General features: G+C 70.6%; 16 protein-coding genes. 10 read left to right on the top strand and 6 right to left on the bottom strand.

Features of this window, described 5'->3' with window-relative positions; all coding sequences use genetic code 11:
- Positions 1–54 precede the first annotated feature (54 nt).
- From ACWEPL_RS11580 to ACWEPL_RS11590, 3 genes are read left to right on the top strand one after another with little or no spacing between them, the layout of a single operon-like run.
- Positions 55–1,158, top strand: coding sequence for a sensor histidine kinase (locus ACWEPL_RS11580; protein WP_452435986.1), 1,104 nt, complete (start codon positions 55–57; stop codon positions 1,156–1,158).
- The gene (locus ACWEPL_RS11585; protein ID WP_363980911.1) at positions 1,155–1,784 is read left to right on the top strand and encodes a response regulator transcription factor; all 630 of its coding nucleotides are present in this window, start codon (positions 1,155–1,157) and stop codon (positions 1,782–1,784) included. The genes ACWEPL_RS11580 and ACWEPL_RS11585 overlap by 4 nt, the downstream gene beginning before the upstream one ends.
- Positions 1,785–1,827: 43 nt before the next feature.
- Entirely contained in the window at positions 1,828–2,952 is a 1,125-nt protein-coding gene (locus ACWEPL_RS11590; RefSeq protein WP_363980914.1) for an acyltransferase family protein, read from the top strand.
- A gap of 6 nt (positions 2,953–2,958) precedes the next feature.
- Here ACWEPL_RS11590 and ACWEPL_RS11595 read toward each other — a convergent pair whose 3' ends face one another.
- From ACWEPL_RS11595 to ACWEPL_RS11605, 3 genes are all read right to left on the bottom strand, one after another.
- On the bottom strand, positions 2,959–3,762 hold the full coding sequence (locus ACWEPL_RS11595) for an SAM-dependent methyltransferase (RefSeq protein ID WP_363980917.1): 804 nt from the start codon (positions 3,760–3,762) through the stop codon (positions 2,959–2,961).
- A 119-nt stretch (positions 3,763–3,881) separates the two neighbouring features.
- A complete protein-coding gene (locus tag ACWEPL_RS11600; protein WP_350731685.1) occupies positions 3,882–4,355 on the bottom strand; it encodes a hypothetical protein in 474 nt (157 codons plus the stop codon).
- Between the two features lie 71 nt (positions 4,356–4,426).
- Positions 4,427–5,308, bottom strand: a complete 882-nt coding sequence (locus ACWEPL_RS11605; protein WP_355200128.1) for an LLM class F420-dependent oxidoreductase — start codon at positions 5,306–5,308, stop codon at positions 4,427–4,429.
- 352 nt (positions 5,309–5,660) lie between these two features.
- Here ACWEPL_RS11605 and ACWEPL_RS11610 point away from each other — a divergent pair, with 352 nt between their 5' ends.
- From ACWEPL_RS11610 to ACWEPL_RS11640, 7 genes are all read left to right on the top strand, one after another.
- Positions 5,661–7,610 carry a S8 family peptidase gene (locus ACWEPL_RS11610; protein WP_452435987.1) on the top strand — a complete coding sequence of 650 codons (1,950 nt, stop codon included), beginning with the start codon at positions 5,661–5,663 and terminating at the stop codon, positions 7,608–7,610.
- Positions 7,611–7,856: 246 nt separating this feature from the next.
- Positions 7,857–9,137 carry an ABC transporter substrate-binding protein gene (locus ACWEPL_RS11615; protein ID WP_452435988.1) on the top strand — a complete coding sequence of 427 codons (1,281 nt, stop codon included), beginning with the start codon at positions 7,857–7,859 and terminating at the stop codon, positions 9,135–9,137.
- The gene (locus ACWEPL_RS11620) at positions 9,134–10,090 is read left to right on the top strand and encodes a carbohydrate ABC transporter permease (protein WP_363980930.1); all 957 of its coding nucleotides are present in this window, start codon (positions 9,134–9,136) and stop codon (positions 10,088–10,090) included. Before ACWEPL_RS11615 ends, ACWEPL_RS11620 begins: the two co-directional genes overlap by 4 nt.
- On the top strand, positions 10,080–10,943 hold the full coding sequence (locus tag ACWEPL_RS11625) for a carbohydrate ABC transporter permease (RefSeq protein ID WP_452435989.1): 864 nt from the start codon (positions 10,080–10,082) through the stop codon (positions 10,941–10,943). The genes ACWEPL_RS11620 and ACWEPL_RS11625 overlap by 11 nt, the downstream gene beginning before the upstream one ends.
- Positions 10,944–10,956: 13 nt before the next feature.
- A complete protein-coding gene (locus ACWEPL_RS11630; protein WP_452435990.1) occupies positions 10,957–12,366 on the top strand; it encodes a Gfo/Idh/MocA family protein in 1,410 nt (469 codons plus the stop codon).
- Between the two features lie 179 nt (positions 12,367–12,545).
- The gene (locus tag ACWEPL_RS11635; protein WP_452435991.1) at positions 12,546–13,391 is read left to right on the top strand and encodes a DUF6807 domain-containing protein; all 846 of its coding nucleotides are present in this window, start codon (positions 12,546–12,548) and stop codon (positions 13,389–13,391) included.
- Positions 13,388–14,632: an ROK family protein gene (locus tag ACWEPL_RS11640; protein ID WP_452435992.1), complete on the top strand. Its 1,245-nt coding sequence runs from the start codon at positions 13,388–13,390 to the stop codon at positions 14,630–14,632. Before ACWEPL_RS11635 ends, ACWEPL_RS11640 begins: the two co-directional genes overlap by 4 nt.
- 38 nt (positions 14,633–14,670) lie before the next feature.
- On the opposite strand, the gene ACWEPL_RS11645 is transcribed toward ACWEPL_RS11640, so the two are convergent.
- The 3 genes from ACWEPL_RS11645 to ACWEPL_RS11655 all read right to left on the bottom strand — a co-directional run bounded on the left by ACWEPL_RS11645 (position 14,671) and on the right by ACWEPL_RS11655 (position 17,540).
- Positions 14,671–15,864 carry an esterase-like activity of phytase family protein gene (locus tag ACWEPL_RS11645; RefSeq protein ID WP_452435993.1) on the bottom strand — a complete coding sequence of 398 codons (1,194 nt, stop codon included), beginning with the start codon at positions 15,862–15,864 and terminating at the stop codon, positions 14,671–14,673.
- Between the two features lie 75 nt (positions 15,865–15,939).
- Entirely contained in the window at positions 15,940–16,287 is a 348-nt protein-coding gene (locus ACWEPL_RS11650) for a DUF1330 domain-containing protein (RefSeq protein ID WP_363980945.1), read from the bottom strand.
- Positions 16,288–16,391: 104 nt separating this feature from the next.
- The gene (locus ACWEPL_RS11655; protein ID WP_452435994.1) at positions 16,392–17,540 is read right to left on the bottom strand and encodes a HupE/UreJ family protein; all 1,149 of its coding nucleotides are present in this window, start codon (positions 17,538–17,540) and stop codon (positions 16,392–16,394) included.
- Positions 17,541–17,581: the final 41 nt, after the last annotated feature.

Below are 17,581 nucleotides of genomic sequence, written 5' to 3' on the forward strand. Positions count from 1 at the left end.
GCATCGGTCTTGGGACCGATGCGCGCGGCCGGATCTCGCGGTTAGGTTCGTGGCGTGCGCGAACAGATCCGTCTCCCGCTGCTGAGCCGGGTGCCGGCCTGGATCTGGGTGACGATCGACGCCGGGGTCGCCCTCTTCTTCGCCGCCGCCTTCGTCGGCCTGGCCGCGTCGAGGAACCCGTCGGCGCCCGACGCGCTCGACTACGCGGCCGCCCTGGCCACCGGCCTGCCCGTCGCGGTCAGGCGGTTGTGGCCGCGGGCGGTGTTCGTGATCGTCCTGGTGGGCGGGCTCGGCATGCGCGAGTTCTTCATGCCGCACGCCGACCTGCTCTGCCTACCTCTCGTGCTGTACACGCTGGCGACGCGGGGCAGGGCCGTCGTCGCGCTGCTCGTGGCGGCCGCGGTCGCGGCGCAGGGCGTGCTGGCTCCGCCGCTGACGGCCGTCGTACGCGACCGGCTCGGGCTGGTGCTGGCGATCATGGTCGCCGCCTGGGCCGCCGGCACCGCCGTACGCCAGCGCAGGCGCTACACCGAGCAGCTCGCCGCACAGGCGGAGGAGTGGGCACGGGCGGAGGCCATGGCGGAGCGGCTGCGGATCGCCAGGGAGCTGCACGACGTCATCGGCCACGGGCTCGGCACGATCGCCGTGCAGGCGGGCGTGGCGGGTCTCCTGGGCGGAACGGAGGAGATGCGCGGCGCGCTGACCTCCATCGAGGAGACCAGCCGGTCGGCGCTGCGCGAGACCAGGCGGCTGCTCGGCGTGCTGCGCGAGGACGGCGAGGCCGAGCTCGCCCCCGCTCCCGGCCTGGCCGACCTCGGCGCGCTCGCCGAACGGACCAGGGCGGCGGGCCTGGAGGTGGAGCTGACGATCGACGGCGAGGTGGATGGAGAGATGGAGCTGACGGTCTACCGGATCGTCCAGGAGGCGCTGACCAACGTGCTCAAGCACGCCGGGGCCCGCCACGTCCGGGTCCGGGTCGAACGGCAGGGAGACGGGCTGGTCGTCGAGGTCGTCGACGACGGCCCGCGCGGCCAGGCACGGCCGTACGGGCACGGCCTGACGGGGCTGCGCGAGCGCGTGCGCGTCTTCGGCGGCGAGTTCGAGGCGGGCGCGCGTCCCCTGCGCGGCTTCCGCGTCATGGCGAGGCTGCCGCTGTGATCAGAGTGATGGTGGCCGACGACCAGCCGCTCATCAGGGCCGGCTTCCGCCGGTTGATCGACAGCGCGCCGGGGTTCCACACGGTCGGCGAGGCCGCCACGGGCGCGCAGGCCGTGGCGGCGGCCGCCCGGGACCGTCCCGACCTCGTGCTCATGGACGTGCGCATGCCCGAGATGGACGGCATCGAGGCCACGCGCCGCATCTGCGCCGACCGCCCGCGCACGCGCGTGCTCATCGTGACCACCTTCGACCTGGACGAGTACGTCTACGGAGCCCTCCAGGCGGGCGCCGCGGGATTCCTGCTCAAGGACACCCCGCCCGCCGACCTGCTCAGGAGCGTCGAGGTCATCGCGTCGGGCGAGTCCCTGCTGGCCCCGACCGCCACCCGGCGGTTGATCCAGCGGTACGTGAGCCCGGCGCCACCGATCCGCGGCCTGGACGTCACCGAACGCGAGCGCGAGGTCCTCGTCCTGGTGGCCCGGGGCCTGTCCAACGCGGAGATCGCGCAGAGCCTGTACGTCAGCCTCAGCACGGTCAAGACGCACGTCAGCAGCCTGCTGACCAAGCTCGGTGCGCGCAGCCGCGTCCACCTGGTCATCGCCGCCTACGAGGCCCGGCTGGTCTGAGACGTGGACTCCCTGCGGTCTCGTATGGCCTAGAATCCGGCAGATGTTCAGGGCCCCCGCCCGGCTGGCCTGGCTGGACGCCCTGCGGGGGCCGGCCGCGCTGGCCGTCACCATGCACCACGCCGGCTGGACCTTCGTCCCGGACCTCTGGGTGGAGGTGGACCGGCGGATCGACCTCGGCAGCTGGGGCGTGTTCGTGTTCTTCCTGGTCAGCGGGTACATCATCCCCGCCTCCCTGGAACGGCGCGGCGACGTGCGCGCCTTCTGGACCGGGCGGGCCTTCCGCCTCCTCCCCCTGCTGATCAGCGCCTGCGGCCTGGTGCTGCTCCTGGCCCTGGCAGGCGTGCTCCCCCTCGACCCTCAGCTCGCCGAGCGCCCTCTCCCCGTGGTCGCGCTCGGCAATCTGACCATGTTGCAGGAGCTGCTCAACCTGCCGGCCGTCATCACCGTGACGTGGACGCTCTCGTACGAGATGGCGTTCTACCTGATCAGCGTCGCGCTGTTCCAGGTGCGGCAGGCCGGCAGGTCGGCGGAGATCGCCGTCGTCCTGGCGCCGGTGGCCGTGGGCCTGGGCCTGCTGGTGCCGCAGACGATGATCGGCGGCCGGGACGACGTGGCCGCCGTGCTGCTCCCCGTCGCGGTCGTGGCGGCCATCGCGGTGACCGCCCTCGGGCACGGCAGGGTACGTACGGCCGCCGCGGTCGCGGGCGGTCTCCTCGGGCTCGGGCTGGTGATCCTGGGCAGCCGGGCCGGCACCTGGCAGGGCGTGATCATTTTGGCGACGATGTTCGCGGGGACGGCGGTGTACCGGGCCGAGCAGGGAGCCGTCCGCTGGCGTACGGCGGCCGTCGCGGTGGCGGTGGTGCTGGGCTGCGGGCTCTTCGCCAAGGACGAGCCCAGCTGGGCGCCCGCGATCGCGCTCGCGTACGGCGCCTTCGGGCTGGCGTTCGCGCTGCGCCGGCGGGCGTTCCCGCGCTGGCTGGCGCGGCTCGGCGTGATCAGCTTCTCCCTCTACCTGCTGCACCCGATCCTGCTGCACGTGATCCCGAACCCGGTGCTCTACTTCCTGGCCCTGATCCCGCTCAGCGCCATGACCTACCGGCTGATCGAGGCCCCGGCACAGCGCCTCGGCAAACGCCTGATCGCCGGCGGCGCGGAGCCTCGATGAGGCGGCTCACGGCTTGCGGCCGACTCCTCCGTACAGCCATCGCGTGGCGGCGGGAGCCGGGTCGGCCGGGTCGGGGTGCCAGGCGTCGATGGTGACCACACCGGGATCCACCAGGTCGAACCCATCGAAGAAGCTCGCCACGTCGGCGTGCTCGCGGAAGTAGATCGGCGTCGGCGTGGCCGCGTACACCGTCTCGATCTGGGCGACCGCGTCCGCCGGGTGGCCGTCGACGGTGACGTGGGTGGCCGTCAGGTGACTGCCGGACACCAGGGCGTGGCGGAGCTGGCCCATGACCGAGGCGCGCTCCTCCAGGGTGAGGAAGTGCACCATGGCGATCATCAGGACGCCGACCGGCTCGTTGAAGTCGATGAGCTTGACGGTCTCCGGGTGCCCGAGCACGTCGGCCGGGCGGCGCATGTCGGCGGCGGCCACGGTGGTGTTGTGGTCGGTCGCCAGGAGCGCGCGGCCGTGTTGCAGCACGACGGGGTCGTTGTCGACGTACACCACCCGGGCGTCCGGGATGATCTGCTGGGCGATCTCGTGCGTGTTGCCCACGGTGGGCAGGCCGGAGCCGATGTCGATGAACTGCCGGATCCCCTGCCGGGCCATGTGCCGCACCGCGCGGCGCAGGAACGCCCGGTTTTCCTGGGCCAGCTGGCGGATCTCGGGCATCGCCTTCTCGACCCGCCGTACGGCGTCGCGGTCGACCTCGAAGTTGTCCTTGCCTCCGAGGTAGTAGTCGTACATACGGGCGACGCTTGGCCTGGTGACGTCGATCCCCATAGCTCCGCCACCGCCTTGCTCCGGCATGTCACGGCCTCCATTCGTGATCATTCCGTACACAAGCTATCGCAATCCGCGAAGGAGACTGTCAGGTTTTGGTGTCAAACGTGGCGTTCTGCTCCCGTCGTCGAGCCGGCCGGGGCCGCCTACAGGAGGTCGTTGATCAGGTCCCGGAAGTCCTTGCGGTAGTCGAAGTTCTGCATGTCCTGCAGCCACACCGTGCGGATGAAGGGGATCTTGAGGTCCTTCCTGATCCTGCGCAGCCAGATCTCCCAGTCGTCGTCCTTGATGACGCCCAGCCGGTAGCCGGTGTGGGCGGCCTCGTAGCGATTGAATATGGACCAGGCGAGGGCGATGTTCTGCACGGAAATTTCCGGATTTCGTCGGACGCTGTCCCCGATGAAATCGATGTCCGCGAATATCTCGCGAACGCGGTCATTATCGATGATCATGGTGTTGATCTCGTTGAGATAATCGATGAGCCGCTGGTGGGTGCCGTACTCGAGATTGGCGGCCACCAGCCTGGTCTGCCTCGTCAGCGCCCTCGTCTGGAGCCCGACGAAGAGCAGCGTGACGAGGTTCATCGCCGCGGTCAGCAAGGCCACGCCCTGCGCATTCATGAGACGAGTATCCGGAAGACCACCATTCCATAATACGCGGACCCGATATTCATCGCGTCGCGCAAAGTTATTCAGCCGGAATTGCTCCTATTACGACCGAATGGCGTGATGGTGGATATCCGCGTGGCGAGTTCGGTCAAGTGGGTCAGCCACGAATCGGCGGCGGGGTCGGGCACGGCGACGATGACGTGGTCGATACCCAGGGCGGCGAGTTCGGCGCAGCGCCGGACGCTCTGCTCGACGCTCTCGCCCTCGGGGATGCGCATGTGGAGGGTCTTCTCGATGTCCTCGTAGGGCCGGCCCAGGCGTTCGCAGTGGGCGCGCAGGACGCCGAGCTTGTGCCGGACGTCGGCGCCGTACAGGAAGTTGCAGGCGTCGGCGTACTGGGCGACGAGGCGGAGGGTCTTCTTCTCCCCGCTGCCGCCGATGAGGATGGGCGGGTCGGCCTGCGGCGCGTTGAGCGTACGTTCCAGGCTGTAGTGCCGGCCCCGGTACGGCCCGTCCTGGTCGCTCCACATCTGCCTGGCGATCTGGAGGGTCTCCTCGAGCCGCTCGAACCGTTCGGCCAGCGGCGGGAAGGGCAGCCCGAGACCGCGGGCCTCGGGCTCGTACCAGCCGGCGCCGATGCCGAGGACGGCACGACCGCCGGAGAGCGCGTCCAGGGTGCTGACCTGCTTGATCAGCAGGCCGGGCGCGCGGTAGACGGCGCCGGTCACGAGCGCGCCCAGGCTCACCCGGCTGGTGAGGGCGGCGGCGTACGACAGCGCGCCGTACGCCTCCAGCATCGGATCCTCCGCGGAGCCGAAGTTGGGGATCTGGAAGAAGTGGTCCATCACCCAGAGGCTGCGCAGCCCCGCCTGGTCGGCGCCGCGGGCGACGGCGGCGAACTTGTCGGCGATCGCGGCGTCGCCACCGGACCAGAGGAAACGCGGGCAGGTCAGACCGAGGTCCATAGGGGCACTCCTTGATGGGGTGAAGGGGAGACGCCCGCCGCGGGTCACGTGGTGAAGGCGGGCATGAAAAAACCCTCCCGCCCGGGCTGCGCCCGGGGCCGAGAGGGCTCCGATAAGAGCATTATCTCACGGATGCGGCACACGTCCGGCTTCCGACCCATGCGACCTGCGGAGATTTCCAGATAACGGAATCACCTCATTCCTGCTTATCCTCCGCATAACCTCCTAGCCTGTTCCTCGCACTCAAAGGGGATCTTGTTCGACACCGGCAGCCGGCTGAGCACTCGATGCTGTCCCGCTCCCCTTACGCAGCCCCGTCCGGACGAGACGGGCCCGTTCCCCCGGAGGATCAGTGAGACTACGGTCTCTGCTGGCGAGCGTTTCCCTGCTCGCCACCACGATGACGGGCGCCCTGGCCGCCGCGTCGCCCGCGCAGGCGGCGGCGGACGATCCCGCCGTCGCGAAGAGCCTCGCCGCCGAGGTGAAGAGCGGCCACAAGGTCCGCGCGATCATCGAGATCAAGGGCGGCGAGAGCCTGGCGGCCGTGGCCGACACCACCGAGAAGGCCTCGAAAGAGACCAAGGTCATCGACCGGACGAGCTCCAAGGAGTTCCTGGTCGCCTCCCTGGACCAGGCCACGCTCAACGAACTCAAGACCGACGACCGGATCAAGTCCATCTACGAGGACGAGCTGAGCGCGCCCTCGCTCGACGTCAGCACCAAGCTGATCGGCTCCGACTGGGCCAACAAGACGGGCTGGACCGGCAAGGGCTCCACCGTCGCCATCGTCGACACCGGCATCGACCGCGACCACCCGTTCTTCGCCGGGCGGATCGTGAACGAGGCCTGCTTCTCCACCGTCGACAACGACCCCGCCATCCAGGCCGAGTCGCTGTGCCCGAACGGCCTGCCGGTCCAGACCGGCCCCGGCTCCGCCGACGCCAAGACCCCCAAGTGCCTGGTCCAGGGGGCGAACAAGTGCGCCCACGGCACCCACGTCGCCGGCATCGCGGCGGGCAAGAAGTCCGGGAACGCTCCATCCGACGGCGTCGCCCCCGAAGCGGGCATCCTGCCCGTGCAGGTCTTCACCCGCTTCAACGGCCCCATCTGCGGTGAGCTGGGCACCAGCGCCCCGTGCTTCCTCAGCTACACCTCCGACCAGAAGCTGGCCCTGCAGTACGTGGACAGCGTCCACGCCGCCTACAAGGTCGTGGCGGCCAACCTGAGCCTGGGCGGCGGCCCGAAGCAGACCAAGCCCTGCGACGACGACCCCGACTACGGCAGCCTGCGGGACGAGATCGTCTGGCTGCAGCAGTTCGGCGTGGCCACGGTCGTCGCCTCCGGCAACAACGGCTTCACCGACGGCGTCTCCAGCCCGGCCTGCATCTCCCGGGCGGTCGCGGTCGGCGCCACCGACGACAACGACGCGGTGGCCTCGTTCGGCAACCGCGGCCCGCTGCTGGACTTCTTCGCGCCCGGCATGGGCATCAACTCCTCGGTGCCGGGCAACGGCTACGGCTCCATGAACGGCACCTCGATGGCGGCCCCGCACGTCGCCGGGGCGCTGGCCGTGATGCGCCAGGCGTACCCGAACCTGTCCATGGACCAGCTCCTCGACAAGCTGAAGGCCACCGGCAAGAACATCACCTACACCAGCGGCGGCACCTCGGTCACCACCAAGCGGATCGACGTCGCCAGGGCGATGCCGTGGACCCCGGACGCCACCCCGACCCCCACGCCGACCCCGACCGCGACGCCCACCGTGACGCCCACGGTGACCCCCACGGGGACGCCCACCGCGACGAAGTCCCCGAGCCCGACCGCGGCGCCGACCCCGTCGAACCGCCCGACCGACCCCGGCACGGACGCCGAGCCGGTGCCGGTGCCCACCCCCGACGACTGCACGCGGGGCAAGGGCACCAAGCCGCTGAGCGCCAAGGCGTGGGCCAAGGAGATGCTGCGCGGGAAGGGCTCGCTGAGCGACCAGACGCTGTCGTGCTACCTCGCGATCGCGCAGAACGGCAGCAAGGTCTTCCCCGAGCTGACCGACGCCACCACGCTGTCCACCGCGTACAAGGCCCTGGCCACCAAGAGCAAGGCCGCCAAGGCGCTGCTGGACCGTGAGCTGCTGGCCGCGTGGCTGAACTACGCGCACGGCGTCTACAACGGCTCGGCCAAGGTGTCCGGGAAGACGACGCTGAAGCAGGCGATCGCCGCCGCGGAGCGGCACCGCACCGGCCGGGCGAGCGCCGCCCAGCTGAAGAAGGCCGCCGTGTTCCTGTACGGACACGTCAACAAGTAACGGCCTGCGAGCAACGGGGCGGCGGGGTGAACCCGCCGCCCCGTTGTCGTTTCAGGACGGTGCAAACGGTTGCCGCTATTTGTTTCATGGGTTGACGTAACCCGAAATGCCGACGTAACGTGACCTTCCCCCTACCCCCCAGGACGTCTCGTCGCCGGCTCGCCGGCGCCCTCTCGAAGGGACCGCGCCCAGATGACCCCTCGATCCGCTCGAATGGCCCCGATGTCGTTAAGCCGAAGGAATCTGGTGAAGTTGGCCGGTCTGTCCGGCCTCGGTCTCGGCCTGACGGCGTGCGGCCGGGGCTTCGGCGGAGGCGGCGACGGATCCGGCGGCGGCGGCATCCAGCTGAACATGGTCTGGTGGGGCGACGCCTCCCGGGCGCAGAAGACGCAGGCCGCGCTGGAGGTGTTCAAGAAGAAGAACCCCGGCGTCACGGTGAAGACCGAGTATCAGGACAGCGGCCCGTACAAGGACAAGCTGGCCACGCGCTTCGCCGCCGGAAACCCGCCGGACCTGATGATGATGCGCATGGACAGCCTGCGCGAGTACGCCGACCGGGGCGCGCTGCTCGACCTCAACCAGCACGCCGGCGCGGTCGACCTGTCCGGGCTGAGCGAGAGCGTACGGGCGCTCGCGGCCGTCGGCGACAAGAACTTCGGCGTCGCCTCCGGCCTGAACAGCATCGGTTTCGTCGTCAACAGGACGCTGACCGAGAAGTACGGCGTGAAGATCCCGGACGGGAACACCTGGAGCTGGCAGGACCTGGCCACCTTCGCCCGCGAGATCAGCAAGGCCAGCGGCAAGAAGGTGTACGGCACCGGCTTCGAGGCGTACACGCTGGCCAACCTCATCGTGTTCACCCGCCAGCGCGGCGAGGACTTCTACACCGCCGACGGCAAGCTCGGCATCAGCGAGGCCACCCTCGTCGCCTGGTTCGAGATGTTCCGGTCCATGCGGGCCGACGGCGGGTTCCCGCCGGCCGGGTTCTTCGAGAACGTGGGAGGCGGCGCCGAGCAGTCCTACCTGGCCAAGGGCGCGATCGCGTCGCAGATCATCCCCACCAACAACTTCCTGGGCTACAACGCCGCCGCCGGAGGCAACCTCGTCCTGCTCCGCATGCCCGGCGAGACCACCGAGAAGCGGCGCGGCCAGTCGATCGACACCCCGGCCCTGTGGTCGGTCGCCGCGAAGTCCAGGCACCCGGCCGAGACGCTGAAGCTGCTCAACTTCCTCATCAACGACCCGGACGCCTCCAGGGCCACCGGCACGACCCGCGGTGTGCCCGCCAACACCAAGGTGGCCACCGAGGTCAGGCCGAGCCTGGCGGCGGACGACCAGGTCGCCACCGACTACCTGATCGGGCTGCAGAAGGAGGAGCTGCCGCGCTCCTACACGTACCCGCCGGGGTCGAGCAGCATCGCCTCCAGCCTGCAGTCGATCGCCGCCGAAGTGGAGTTCAAGCGGCAGACGCCGCAGCAGGGCGCCGCGGCGTTCCTCGACGCGGGCAGGAAGGCGCTCGGCGGGTGAGCAGGTCGAAGGCCGCGCCGGTGCTGGACCGGCCCGTCACCGGAGCGGAGGCGTCCGCCGGGCCGCGGCGCAGGCGCCCCGCCAAGCCGCCCCAGGACCGGGCCGGGTACCTCTTCCTGCTGCCGTGGTTCATCGGGATGCTCTTCACGGTCATCCCGTTCTTCGCCTCGCTGTATCTGGCGTTCACCGACTACAACCTGCTCAACGCGCCGAAGTGGATCGGGCTGGACAACTTCGCGGAGATGCTCAGCGACCCGGTGCTGCACCAGTCGCTGAAGGTCACCTTCGTCTACACGTTCGTGTCGGTGCCGCTGTCGCTGGCGGCGGCGCTGGGCGTGGCCATGCTGCTCAACCGCGGCGTCCGGGGCCTGTCCGTCTACCGGGCGGTCTTCTACCTGCCCTCCCTGCTCGGCGGGAGCGTCGCGATCGTCCTGCTGTGGCGCTACATCTTCGGCCTCGACGGCATCGTGAACGCGTTCCTCGGCTGGTTCGGCATCGACGGGCCGGGCTGGACGACCGACCCCGACTACGCCCTCACCACGCTCATCGTCCTGCACATCTGGACGTTCGGCTCCCCCATGGTGATCTTCCTGGCCGGGCTGCGGCAGATCCCGGGCATGTACTACGAGGCCGCCGCCATCGACGGGGCCTCGCGGTGGCGGCAGTTCCGCTCGATCACGCTGCCGCTGCTGAGCCCGATCATCTTCTTCAACCTGATCCAGTCCCTGATCTCGTCGTTCCAGACCTTCACCCAGGGATTCGTCATGAGCGGCGGCACCGGCGGGCCGGCCAACTCCACGCTCTTCTACAACCTGTACCTGTACCAGCAGGGCTTCTCGCAGTTCAACATGGGCTACGCCTCGGCCATGGCCTGGATGCTGCTGGTGATCATCGCCGCGTTCACCGCGGTCAACTTCCTGGCCGCGAAGTATTGGGTCTTCTATGACAACTGAGGAAAGTTTCGTCGAGCGCGTGGGCCGGACCCGCCGTTCCCGGTACGCCAAGCACGTGCTGCTCTGCGTGGCGGGCGCGGTCATGATGTACCCGCTGGCGTGGCTGATCTCCAGCTCGCTCAAACCGGACCGGCTGATCTTCACCGACCTGTCGCTGTGGCCCTCCGAGTGGAACCCGGCCAACTACCTGGACGGGTGGACCGCGCTGGAGCAGCCGTTCAGCGTCTACCTCGCCAACTCGTTCGTGATCGTCGTGCTGAGCATCGTCGGCAACCTGGTGTCCTGCTCGCTGGCGGCGTACGGCTTCGCCCGGCTGAAGTTCACCGGCCGCAAGCTGTTCTTCACGCTGATGCTCGGCACCATGATGCTGCCCGGCCACGTGCTCCTGGTGCCGCAGTACATCGTCTTCGCCAAGCTGGGCTGGCTCAACACCTACTACCCGCTGCTCGTGCCCAACTTCCTGGCCACCAACGCGTTCTACATCTTCCTGATGGTGCAGTTCATGCGCGCGCTGCCCAAGGAACTCGACGACGCCGCCCGCATCGACGGCTGCGGGCCGTTCCGCACCTTCTGGAAGGTGATCATGCCGCTGTGCATGCCGGCGTTCGCCACCACGGCGATCTTCACGTTCATCTCGGTGTGGAACGAGTTCTTCGGCCCGCTGATCTACCTGACCGACTCCGAGCTGTACACCGTGCCGCTGGCCCTGCGGCAGTTCATCGACTCCGAGGGGCAGTCGCAGTGGGGGCAGATGTTCGCCATGTCGTTCCTGTCGCTCGCGCCCGTGATCGGGTTCTTCATCGCAGGCCAGAAGTACCTGGTCAAGGGCATCGCCACCACCGGCCTGAAATAGGGGATCGAAACGCATGGCCCGACCTCGCCGCTACGCCTTCGTCGGCACCGGTTCACGTGCCCGCATGTACCTGGGAGCGCTGCTCGGCCCGTACGCCGACGTCGGTCACCCGGTGGCGTTCTGCGACACCAATGAGGTGCGCATGGCGTACTACGACCGTCTCGTCGGCGAGACCCGGCCCGACCTGCGGATGGCGCACTACGACCCCGGCGACTTCGGCCGCCTGCTCGACCGGGAGCGGCCGGACGTCGTGGTCGTCACCTCGCCCGACGCCACCCACGCCGCCTACATCGGCCAGGCGCTGCGCGAGGGCGTGGACGTGGTGTCGGAGAAGCCGCTGACCGTGGACGTCGCCGGTCTGCGGCAGATCCGCGACGCGCTCGCCGCCGGCACCGCGGGCCTCATCCTCACGCACAACTACCGGTACTCGCCCCGGAACGCGCTGGTGCGCCGGCTCATCGCCGAAGGCGCCATCGGCGAGATCACCTCCCTGACGTTCGAGTGGTGCCTGGACACCGTGCACGGCGCCGACTACTTCCGCCGCTGGCACCGCGACAAGGCCGTCTCCGGCGGCCTGCTGGTGCACAAGGCGAGCCACCACTTCGACCTGGTCAACTGGTGGCTCGCCGACCTGCCGGAGACCGTGTACGCCCGCGGCGGCCTGCGCTTCTACGGCTCGGACAACGCCCGCAGGCGGGGGCTCGGGCCGCGCCCGGAGCGCAGCAGGGACGCCGCCGGGCCGGGCGACCCCTTCGCGCTCGACATCGCCGCCGACGACCGGCTGCGGCTGCTCTACCAGGACGGCGAGCATCTGGACGGCTACATCCGCGACCGCGACGTGTTCTCCGACGGCATCACGATCGAGGACAACCTCAACGTCGTCGTCGGCTACCGCCGCGGCGCGTCGATGTCGTACACGCTGCACGCGCACTGCCCCTGGGAGGGATATCGCGTGGCGATCAACGGCACCGGCGGGCGCATCGAGCTCGACGTCGTCGAGCGCACCCACGTCGAGCCCGTCGCCACCAGCGCGGCCATCGCCGCCGCCACCGCCGTGGACGCCCGCGCCGCGGACGGCGGCCAGGACGGCGAGCCGGAGCAGCCGCGCCGCCGGGGCGCGCGGCTCCTCCTGCAGCGGCACTGGGAGCCCGCCCGTCAGGTGCCGATCCCCGAGGGCGGCGGCGGGCCCAGTGGCGGGCCCGGTGGCGGGCATGGTGGCGGGCATGGTGGCGGCGACACGATGCTGCTCGACGAGGTGTTCCGCGGCGCCTCCGGCGACCCGCTGCGCCGGCAGGCCGGGTTCCTCGACGGCGCCGCGAGCGTCCTGACCGGGGTCGCGGGCAACGAGTCGTTACGCACCGGGAAGGCCGTCCGCCTCGACGACCTCGGGCTGCCGCTGACCTCCGCGTCCCGTCCCGCGTGACCCCACCGGGGCACGCCCTGAACACCCGCCGATCTCGAAACTGGGGGAACCGGGAAGTGTCGTACGCTCAACCCTGGGGAAAGACCCTCGGCCTCGTCGAGGCCCAGAGAGGCGGCGATACGACCATGCACGCTCCCGGCGTACCTCCCGCGCGCACCGACCGGCCGCGCGGAGTCGCCGTGCTGAGGCTGCGCGGGCAGGACGTCGCCGAGTACGTCTGGGAGCCCGACCTGCCGCTGTCGGCGTCCCCGCGCCCCTACCTCCATCCCGTGCGCACGCTCGCCGGCGTCACCGTCACCGACGCGGCGCCCGACTCGCACCCCCACCAGTTCGGCATCAGCGTGGCCGCCCCCGACCTCGACGGGTGCAACTTCTGGGGCGGGCGCACCTTCGTCGCCGGCCACGGCCCGGCCTGGCTGGACAACCACGGCACCCAGCGCCACCAGCGCTGGCTGCGCCGCACGAACACCGAGCTGCACCACACCCTCGAATGGGCCGACCCGCGCCAGGCGACGCTGCTGCGGGAGCAGCGCTCGATCGCCTGCCGGCCGGTGGACGAGACCGCCTGGTCCCTGAGCGTGCACACCCGGCTCACCAACGCCACCGACCGGCCGCTGCCGTGGCGCACCCCGGCGGCGCTGGGCCGGGTCGGCGCCGGCTACGGCGGCGTCTTCTGGCGCGGCCCCGCCTTCGACGGCGCCGCGCAGGTGCTCAGCCCGGACGGCGCCGACGTCCAGCGCGTCCACGGGCAGGCCGCCGACTGGGTCGCCGTCACCGGCCGCGACCGCGACGGCCGCCCCTGGACGACGCTCTTCACCCACGCCGACGAGGCCGGCGCGCGGGACAGGTGGTTCGTCCGCGCCCGCGACTACCTCGGGGTCTGCTCGTCTCCGGCCTGGGACGAGCCGCTCGTGCTGGCGCCCGGCGAGAGCATCGACCGGCACGTCGTCACCGTGGTGATCGACGGTGCCGTCACCGCCGCCACGGCCGCCGAGCTCGCCGGCACCGCCCGGTCGGCCGCATGACCGCGCGCGTCCGGCCGAGCAGGCCCCGCCAGTCCGAAGAACCCGTACGGCAGGAGAACCTGCGCACCCTCAACCTCGAGCTGGTCTTCCGCCACATCCTCGCCGCCGACGGCCCCATCTCCCGCACCGAGCTCGCCTCGGTCACCGGGCTGACCCGCCCCACCATCACCCGCATCGCCGAGGAGCTCCTGGCCGGCAAGCTCATCACCGAGGCCGGCCTGTCGCACAACGGGCGCGCGGGTCGGCCCCGCGTCGGCCTGACGCTGTCCGAGAAGGGGCCGGCCGGGCTCGGGCTCGACATCCGCGCGGACGGCCTGGCGGCCTGCGTGGTCGACCTCACCGGCACCGTCCGCCATCTGGCCTTCACCCCCGCGACGTACTCCGGCTGGAGCGCTCCCGACGTGCTCGCGCAGCTGGCTCACATGGCCCGGGCCGCCATCGACGCGACGGCCGCCGAAGACCTGACCGTCCTGACCGCCACGCTCGCCGTCCCCGGCCCCGTGCAGGCGGGCATCGTGCAGTCCGCGCCCGAGCTCGGCTGGCGCGACGTCGACGCCCAGGCGTTGCTGCGCGACGCCCTCCATCCCCTCGACCTGCCGATCGCCGTGGACAACGAGGCCAATCTGGCGGCCCTCGGCGAGCTCTACGCCAGCGACAACACCCTCGACAGCTTCGTGTACGTCTCCGGCGGGCTCGGCATCGGCGCCGGCATCGTCCTGGACGGGCAGCTCATGCGCGGCGCCCGGGGCTGGAGCGGCGAGCTCGGGCACGTGACGGTCTATCCCGACGGCAACGCCTGCCCGTGCGGCTCGCGCGGCTGCCTGCAGACGTACGCCAGCCTGTCCGCCGTCCTCGACGACGAGCCCGCGCCGGCCGGCACCACCCCCGACGCCGCCGCCACCGGCCGGGCCGAGGCGGGCCACCCCGCCACCATCGCCGCTCTCGACGCGGCCGGCACCGCGCTGGGCATCGCGCTGGCCGACATGCTCAACATCCTCGACATCGACACCGTGCTGCTGGGCGGCAGCTTCTCCCTGCTGGCGTCCTGGCTCACCGCGAACGCCAGAGCCGAGATCGACCGGCGCGTCCTGACCGCCGCCTGGGCGCCCATCACGCTCCGGCCCGCCCTGCTGGGCCCGGACGCCGCCGTCATCGGCGCCGCGCTGACCTCCATCGACCAGATCCGCCGGCATCCGACCACCTGGCTCGCCCGCCAGTCAAACCACATGACCTCGGCCTGAGGGTCTTCCCGGCAGGCTGCCGGGAAGATCCCCGCCCGTCAGCGGGCGTGCAGGCGCCAGGGCAGGCGGACGATGATGAACTCGTCGTTGTCCGGCTGGCCCGGCGTGCGTCCCGACGAGAACGGGAAGTTGTTGTCGTTGAGGATCCCGAGCGTGCGGTCGTCCAGGATGACGACGTCCTCGATGGTCTGGAACGGGAAGCGGAACGTCTCGCCGAACCCGCCGAGCCCCTTGGGGTTGGCCAGGTCCAGCAGGTCGGCGGCCAGGGTCTTGTCCATGGCGCCGTCGTGGTCGCGGTCGCGGCTGTCGGCCAGGTAGACGCGCTTGAGCGCGGCCGCGTCGCCCTGGTTGTTGTCCCGCTCGATGATCAGGAAGCGGTGCTGGTCCACCGCGATGGCGTCGCCGATCGCGTTGGCGGGGCTGTCCAGCCGGTACGTCCACCGCTTGCCGGTGTAGGCGCGCTTGCGCACATCGAACTCGTTCATCCGCAGCGTGCCCGCCGGGTCACCGTTGACCGTGCCCTCCAGCAGCGGATACAGCCACCGCCCGTCCGCGGAGCGGGCCATGCCCTCGAAGCCCTTGCTGCCGGCCAGGTTGGGGGCCGCGCCGTTCAGCGTGGGGTTCTCGGGCGCCTTGACGCCCGGCAGCTCGATCGGCGCCTCCAGCAGCGTGCCCCGCGCGGAGAAGTGCAGCAGGAACGGGCCGAACTCGTCGCCGATCCAGTACGTGCCGTCATCGGCCCGCACGATCGACTCCACGTCGAAGTCCGCGCCGGTGAGCTTGCGGTCGGCCCTGGTCAGCGGCCAGGACACCCGGCCCTGCGGGTCGGACAGGTTGAACCCGCCGAGCACGTTCACGGTGCCCGCGCGGAAGTCCGGCTTGATGCGGTGGACGCGCAGGAGGAAGTCGGCGCTGTTGGCCTTGTTCCCGTACCCGTTGTCGGACAGCACGTCGAACGTGCCGTCGCCGCGCCGGACGATGCCGCTGAACCCCTGGACCGGCTGGCCGGAGAAGGGCGGGGTCACCCCGTTGATCGGAGCCGTACCGATTTGGGAGCCGGACGGCTCGCTGCCGGGCACGAAGGTCTGCGCGGGGAGCGAGGCGAACCCGGTCAGCGTGGCCCGGGCCGCGCCGTCCGACGTGGCGGCAGCGGTGGCGTAGGACGCGGGGCCGGTCGCGGCGATGCCCACGGCCAGCGCGGCGGCGCCTACCGCCAGGGAGATGCGTTTCATGCCCGGCACGGTAGAGGGTGCAAATGACGCGTTTCCTAACAAAACGTGCATGCCGCGTTCACCTTTGGCGGGACCTCAGCGGTTCGCCGCGGCCCGCATCGCGGCCGCCATCGCCGCCGAGTCGTGGTCCGGCTCCGCGCCGTCCACCAGCACCAGGTCACCGGGGATGTGGTCGGCACGCAGGTGCAGGATCTCCTGGTAGGCAGGCGAGTCGTACCACTCGCGGGCCTGCTCGATCGACGGGAACTCGATGATCACCAGCCCGCCGGGCCACTCTCCCTCACGCACCTCCACCGGCGCCCCGTGCACCACGAACCTGCCGCCGAACGGATCCAGGGTGGCCTGGATGCGCTCCATGTACTGGAACACCTCCTCGTGCGGCTCCGCAACAGGACGCAGGTGGGCGAGGGCGTACGCGCTCATGGTTTGCTCCTTCGTCAGCGGGCCGCCGCCCCGGCGGCCTCATGGGAACCATCCTGCCGGGGTGCACGTAAGGGCGTCGATTACCTCGTAGGTAGGCGGAACCGTCAGAGCGGCAGCGGGATGCGGTCGAAGAACCAGTACAGGCTGACCGCCACGATGGGGACCGAGATCGCGGCCACCGCCCAGCGGGCCGCGGACGTGCGGCGCAGCAGCACCAGCAGGGGGAAGAGCACGGCGATGAGCACGAGCTGCGTCACCTCGATGCCGAGGTTGAAGCTCAGGAGCGACAGGAGCAGCCCCCAGGACCCGCTCTCCTTGATGTCGAGCGCGCCCGCGAAGCCCAGCCCGTGGATCAGGCCGAAGGCGAGGACGATCGGCAGCCGCCATCTGCCCAGCTTGTCCTCGTCGCGGCCCAGGAGGTTGGCGACCGCCACGACGATGATCGACACCGCGATGACCGGCTCGACGATCGCTCCCGGAACGTCCACGACCCCCATCGCCGCCAGCAGGAACGTGATGCTGTGGGCGACGGTGAAGGCGGAGGCCGTGACGACGACGTCGCGCAGGCGGCGGGCCCCGATGACCAGGGCCAGCAGGAAGAAGACGTGGTCGAGGCCGAACAGCAGGTGCTCGGCGCCGAGCACGAAGAACTCCCCTATCTGGCTCGACGCCTGGTGCTCGCCGACCTTCACCGTCGGCGCCGTGGCCTCCAGGACGGCCGAGCCCGTCTCGCCGTCGAGCTCGTAGCGGACCATCGTCTTCGTGCTGTGGACGAAGCTCTCGGCGTCGGGGAACAGCGCGCTGGAGATCTCGTGCGTCCCCCCGCTCCCGCCCTGGCAGGCGAAGGCGTAGGTGAGCACGGCGAAGGCCGCCTTGCCGCGCACGCGGATGTCCGCGTCGCCGACCTGGGCAGGCGTGCAGGGCTTGCCGGCGTACGCCACGGCGAAGCGGCGCGTGACATAGTCGGTCACGGCATCGCGGTTGATCTTGAGCTGGCGGAGCTGCTCGGTCCGCTCCTTCGCGTCGTAGGCCTCGGCGTAGAGCCAGGCCGACTTCATGAGGAGGTCGTACTCGAGGTCGAGCACGGCCTTGACGTTCGGGCCCGAGCCGGTCACCTCGGCGTGGGCGGTCGTGGTCGCGTCATGCGCCGCCGCCGGGGCGGGACGCGCCAGGTCGGCCAGCACACCGCCGAGGACCAGGGCGAGGACGACGGCGGGCAACCAGCGCATGCGGCGCATGTTTCGTCTCTCCATGCAGGGGATGAAGGGCCGCCCCCGGACCGGGGCCCGGGGGC

The sequence above is a fragment of the Nonomuraea sp. NPDC004186 genome (assembly GCF_053603495.1).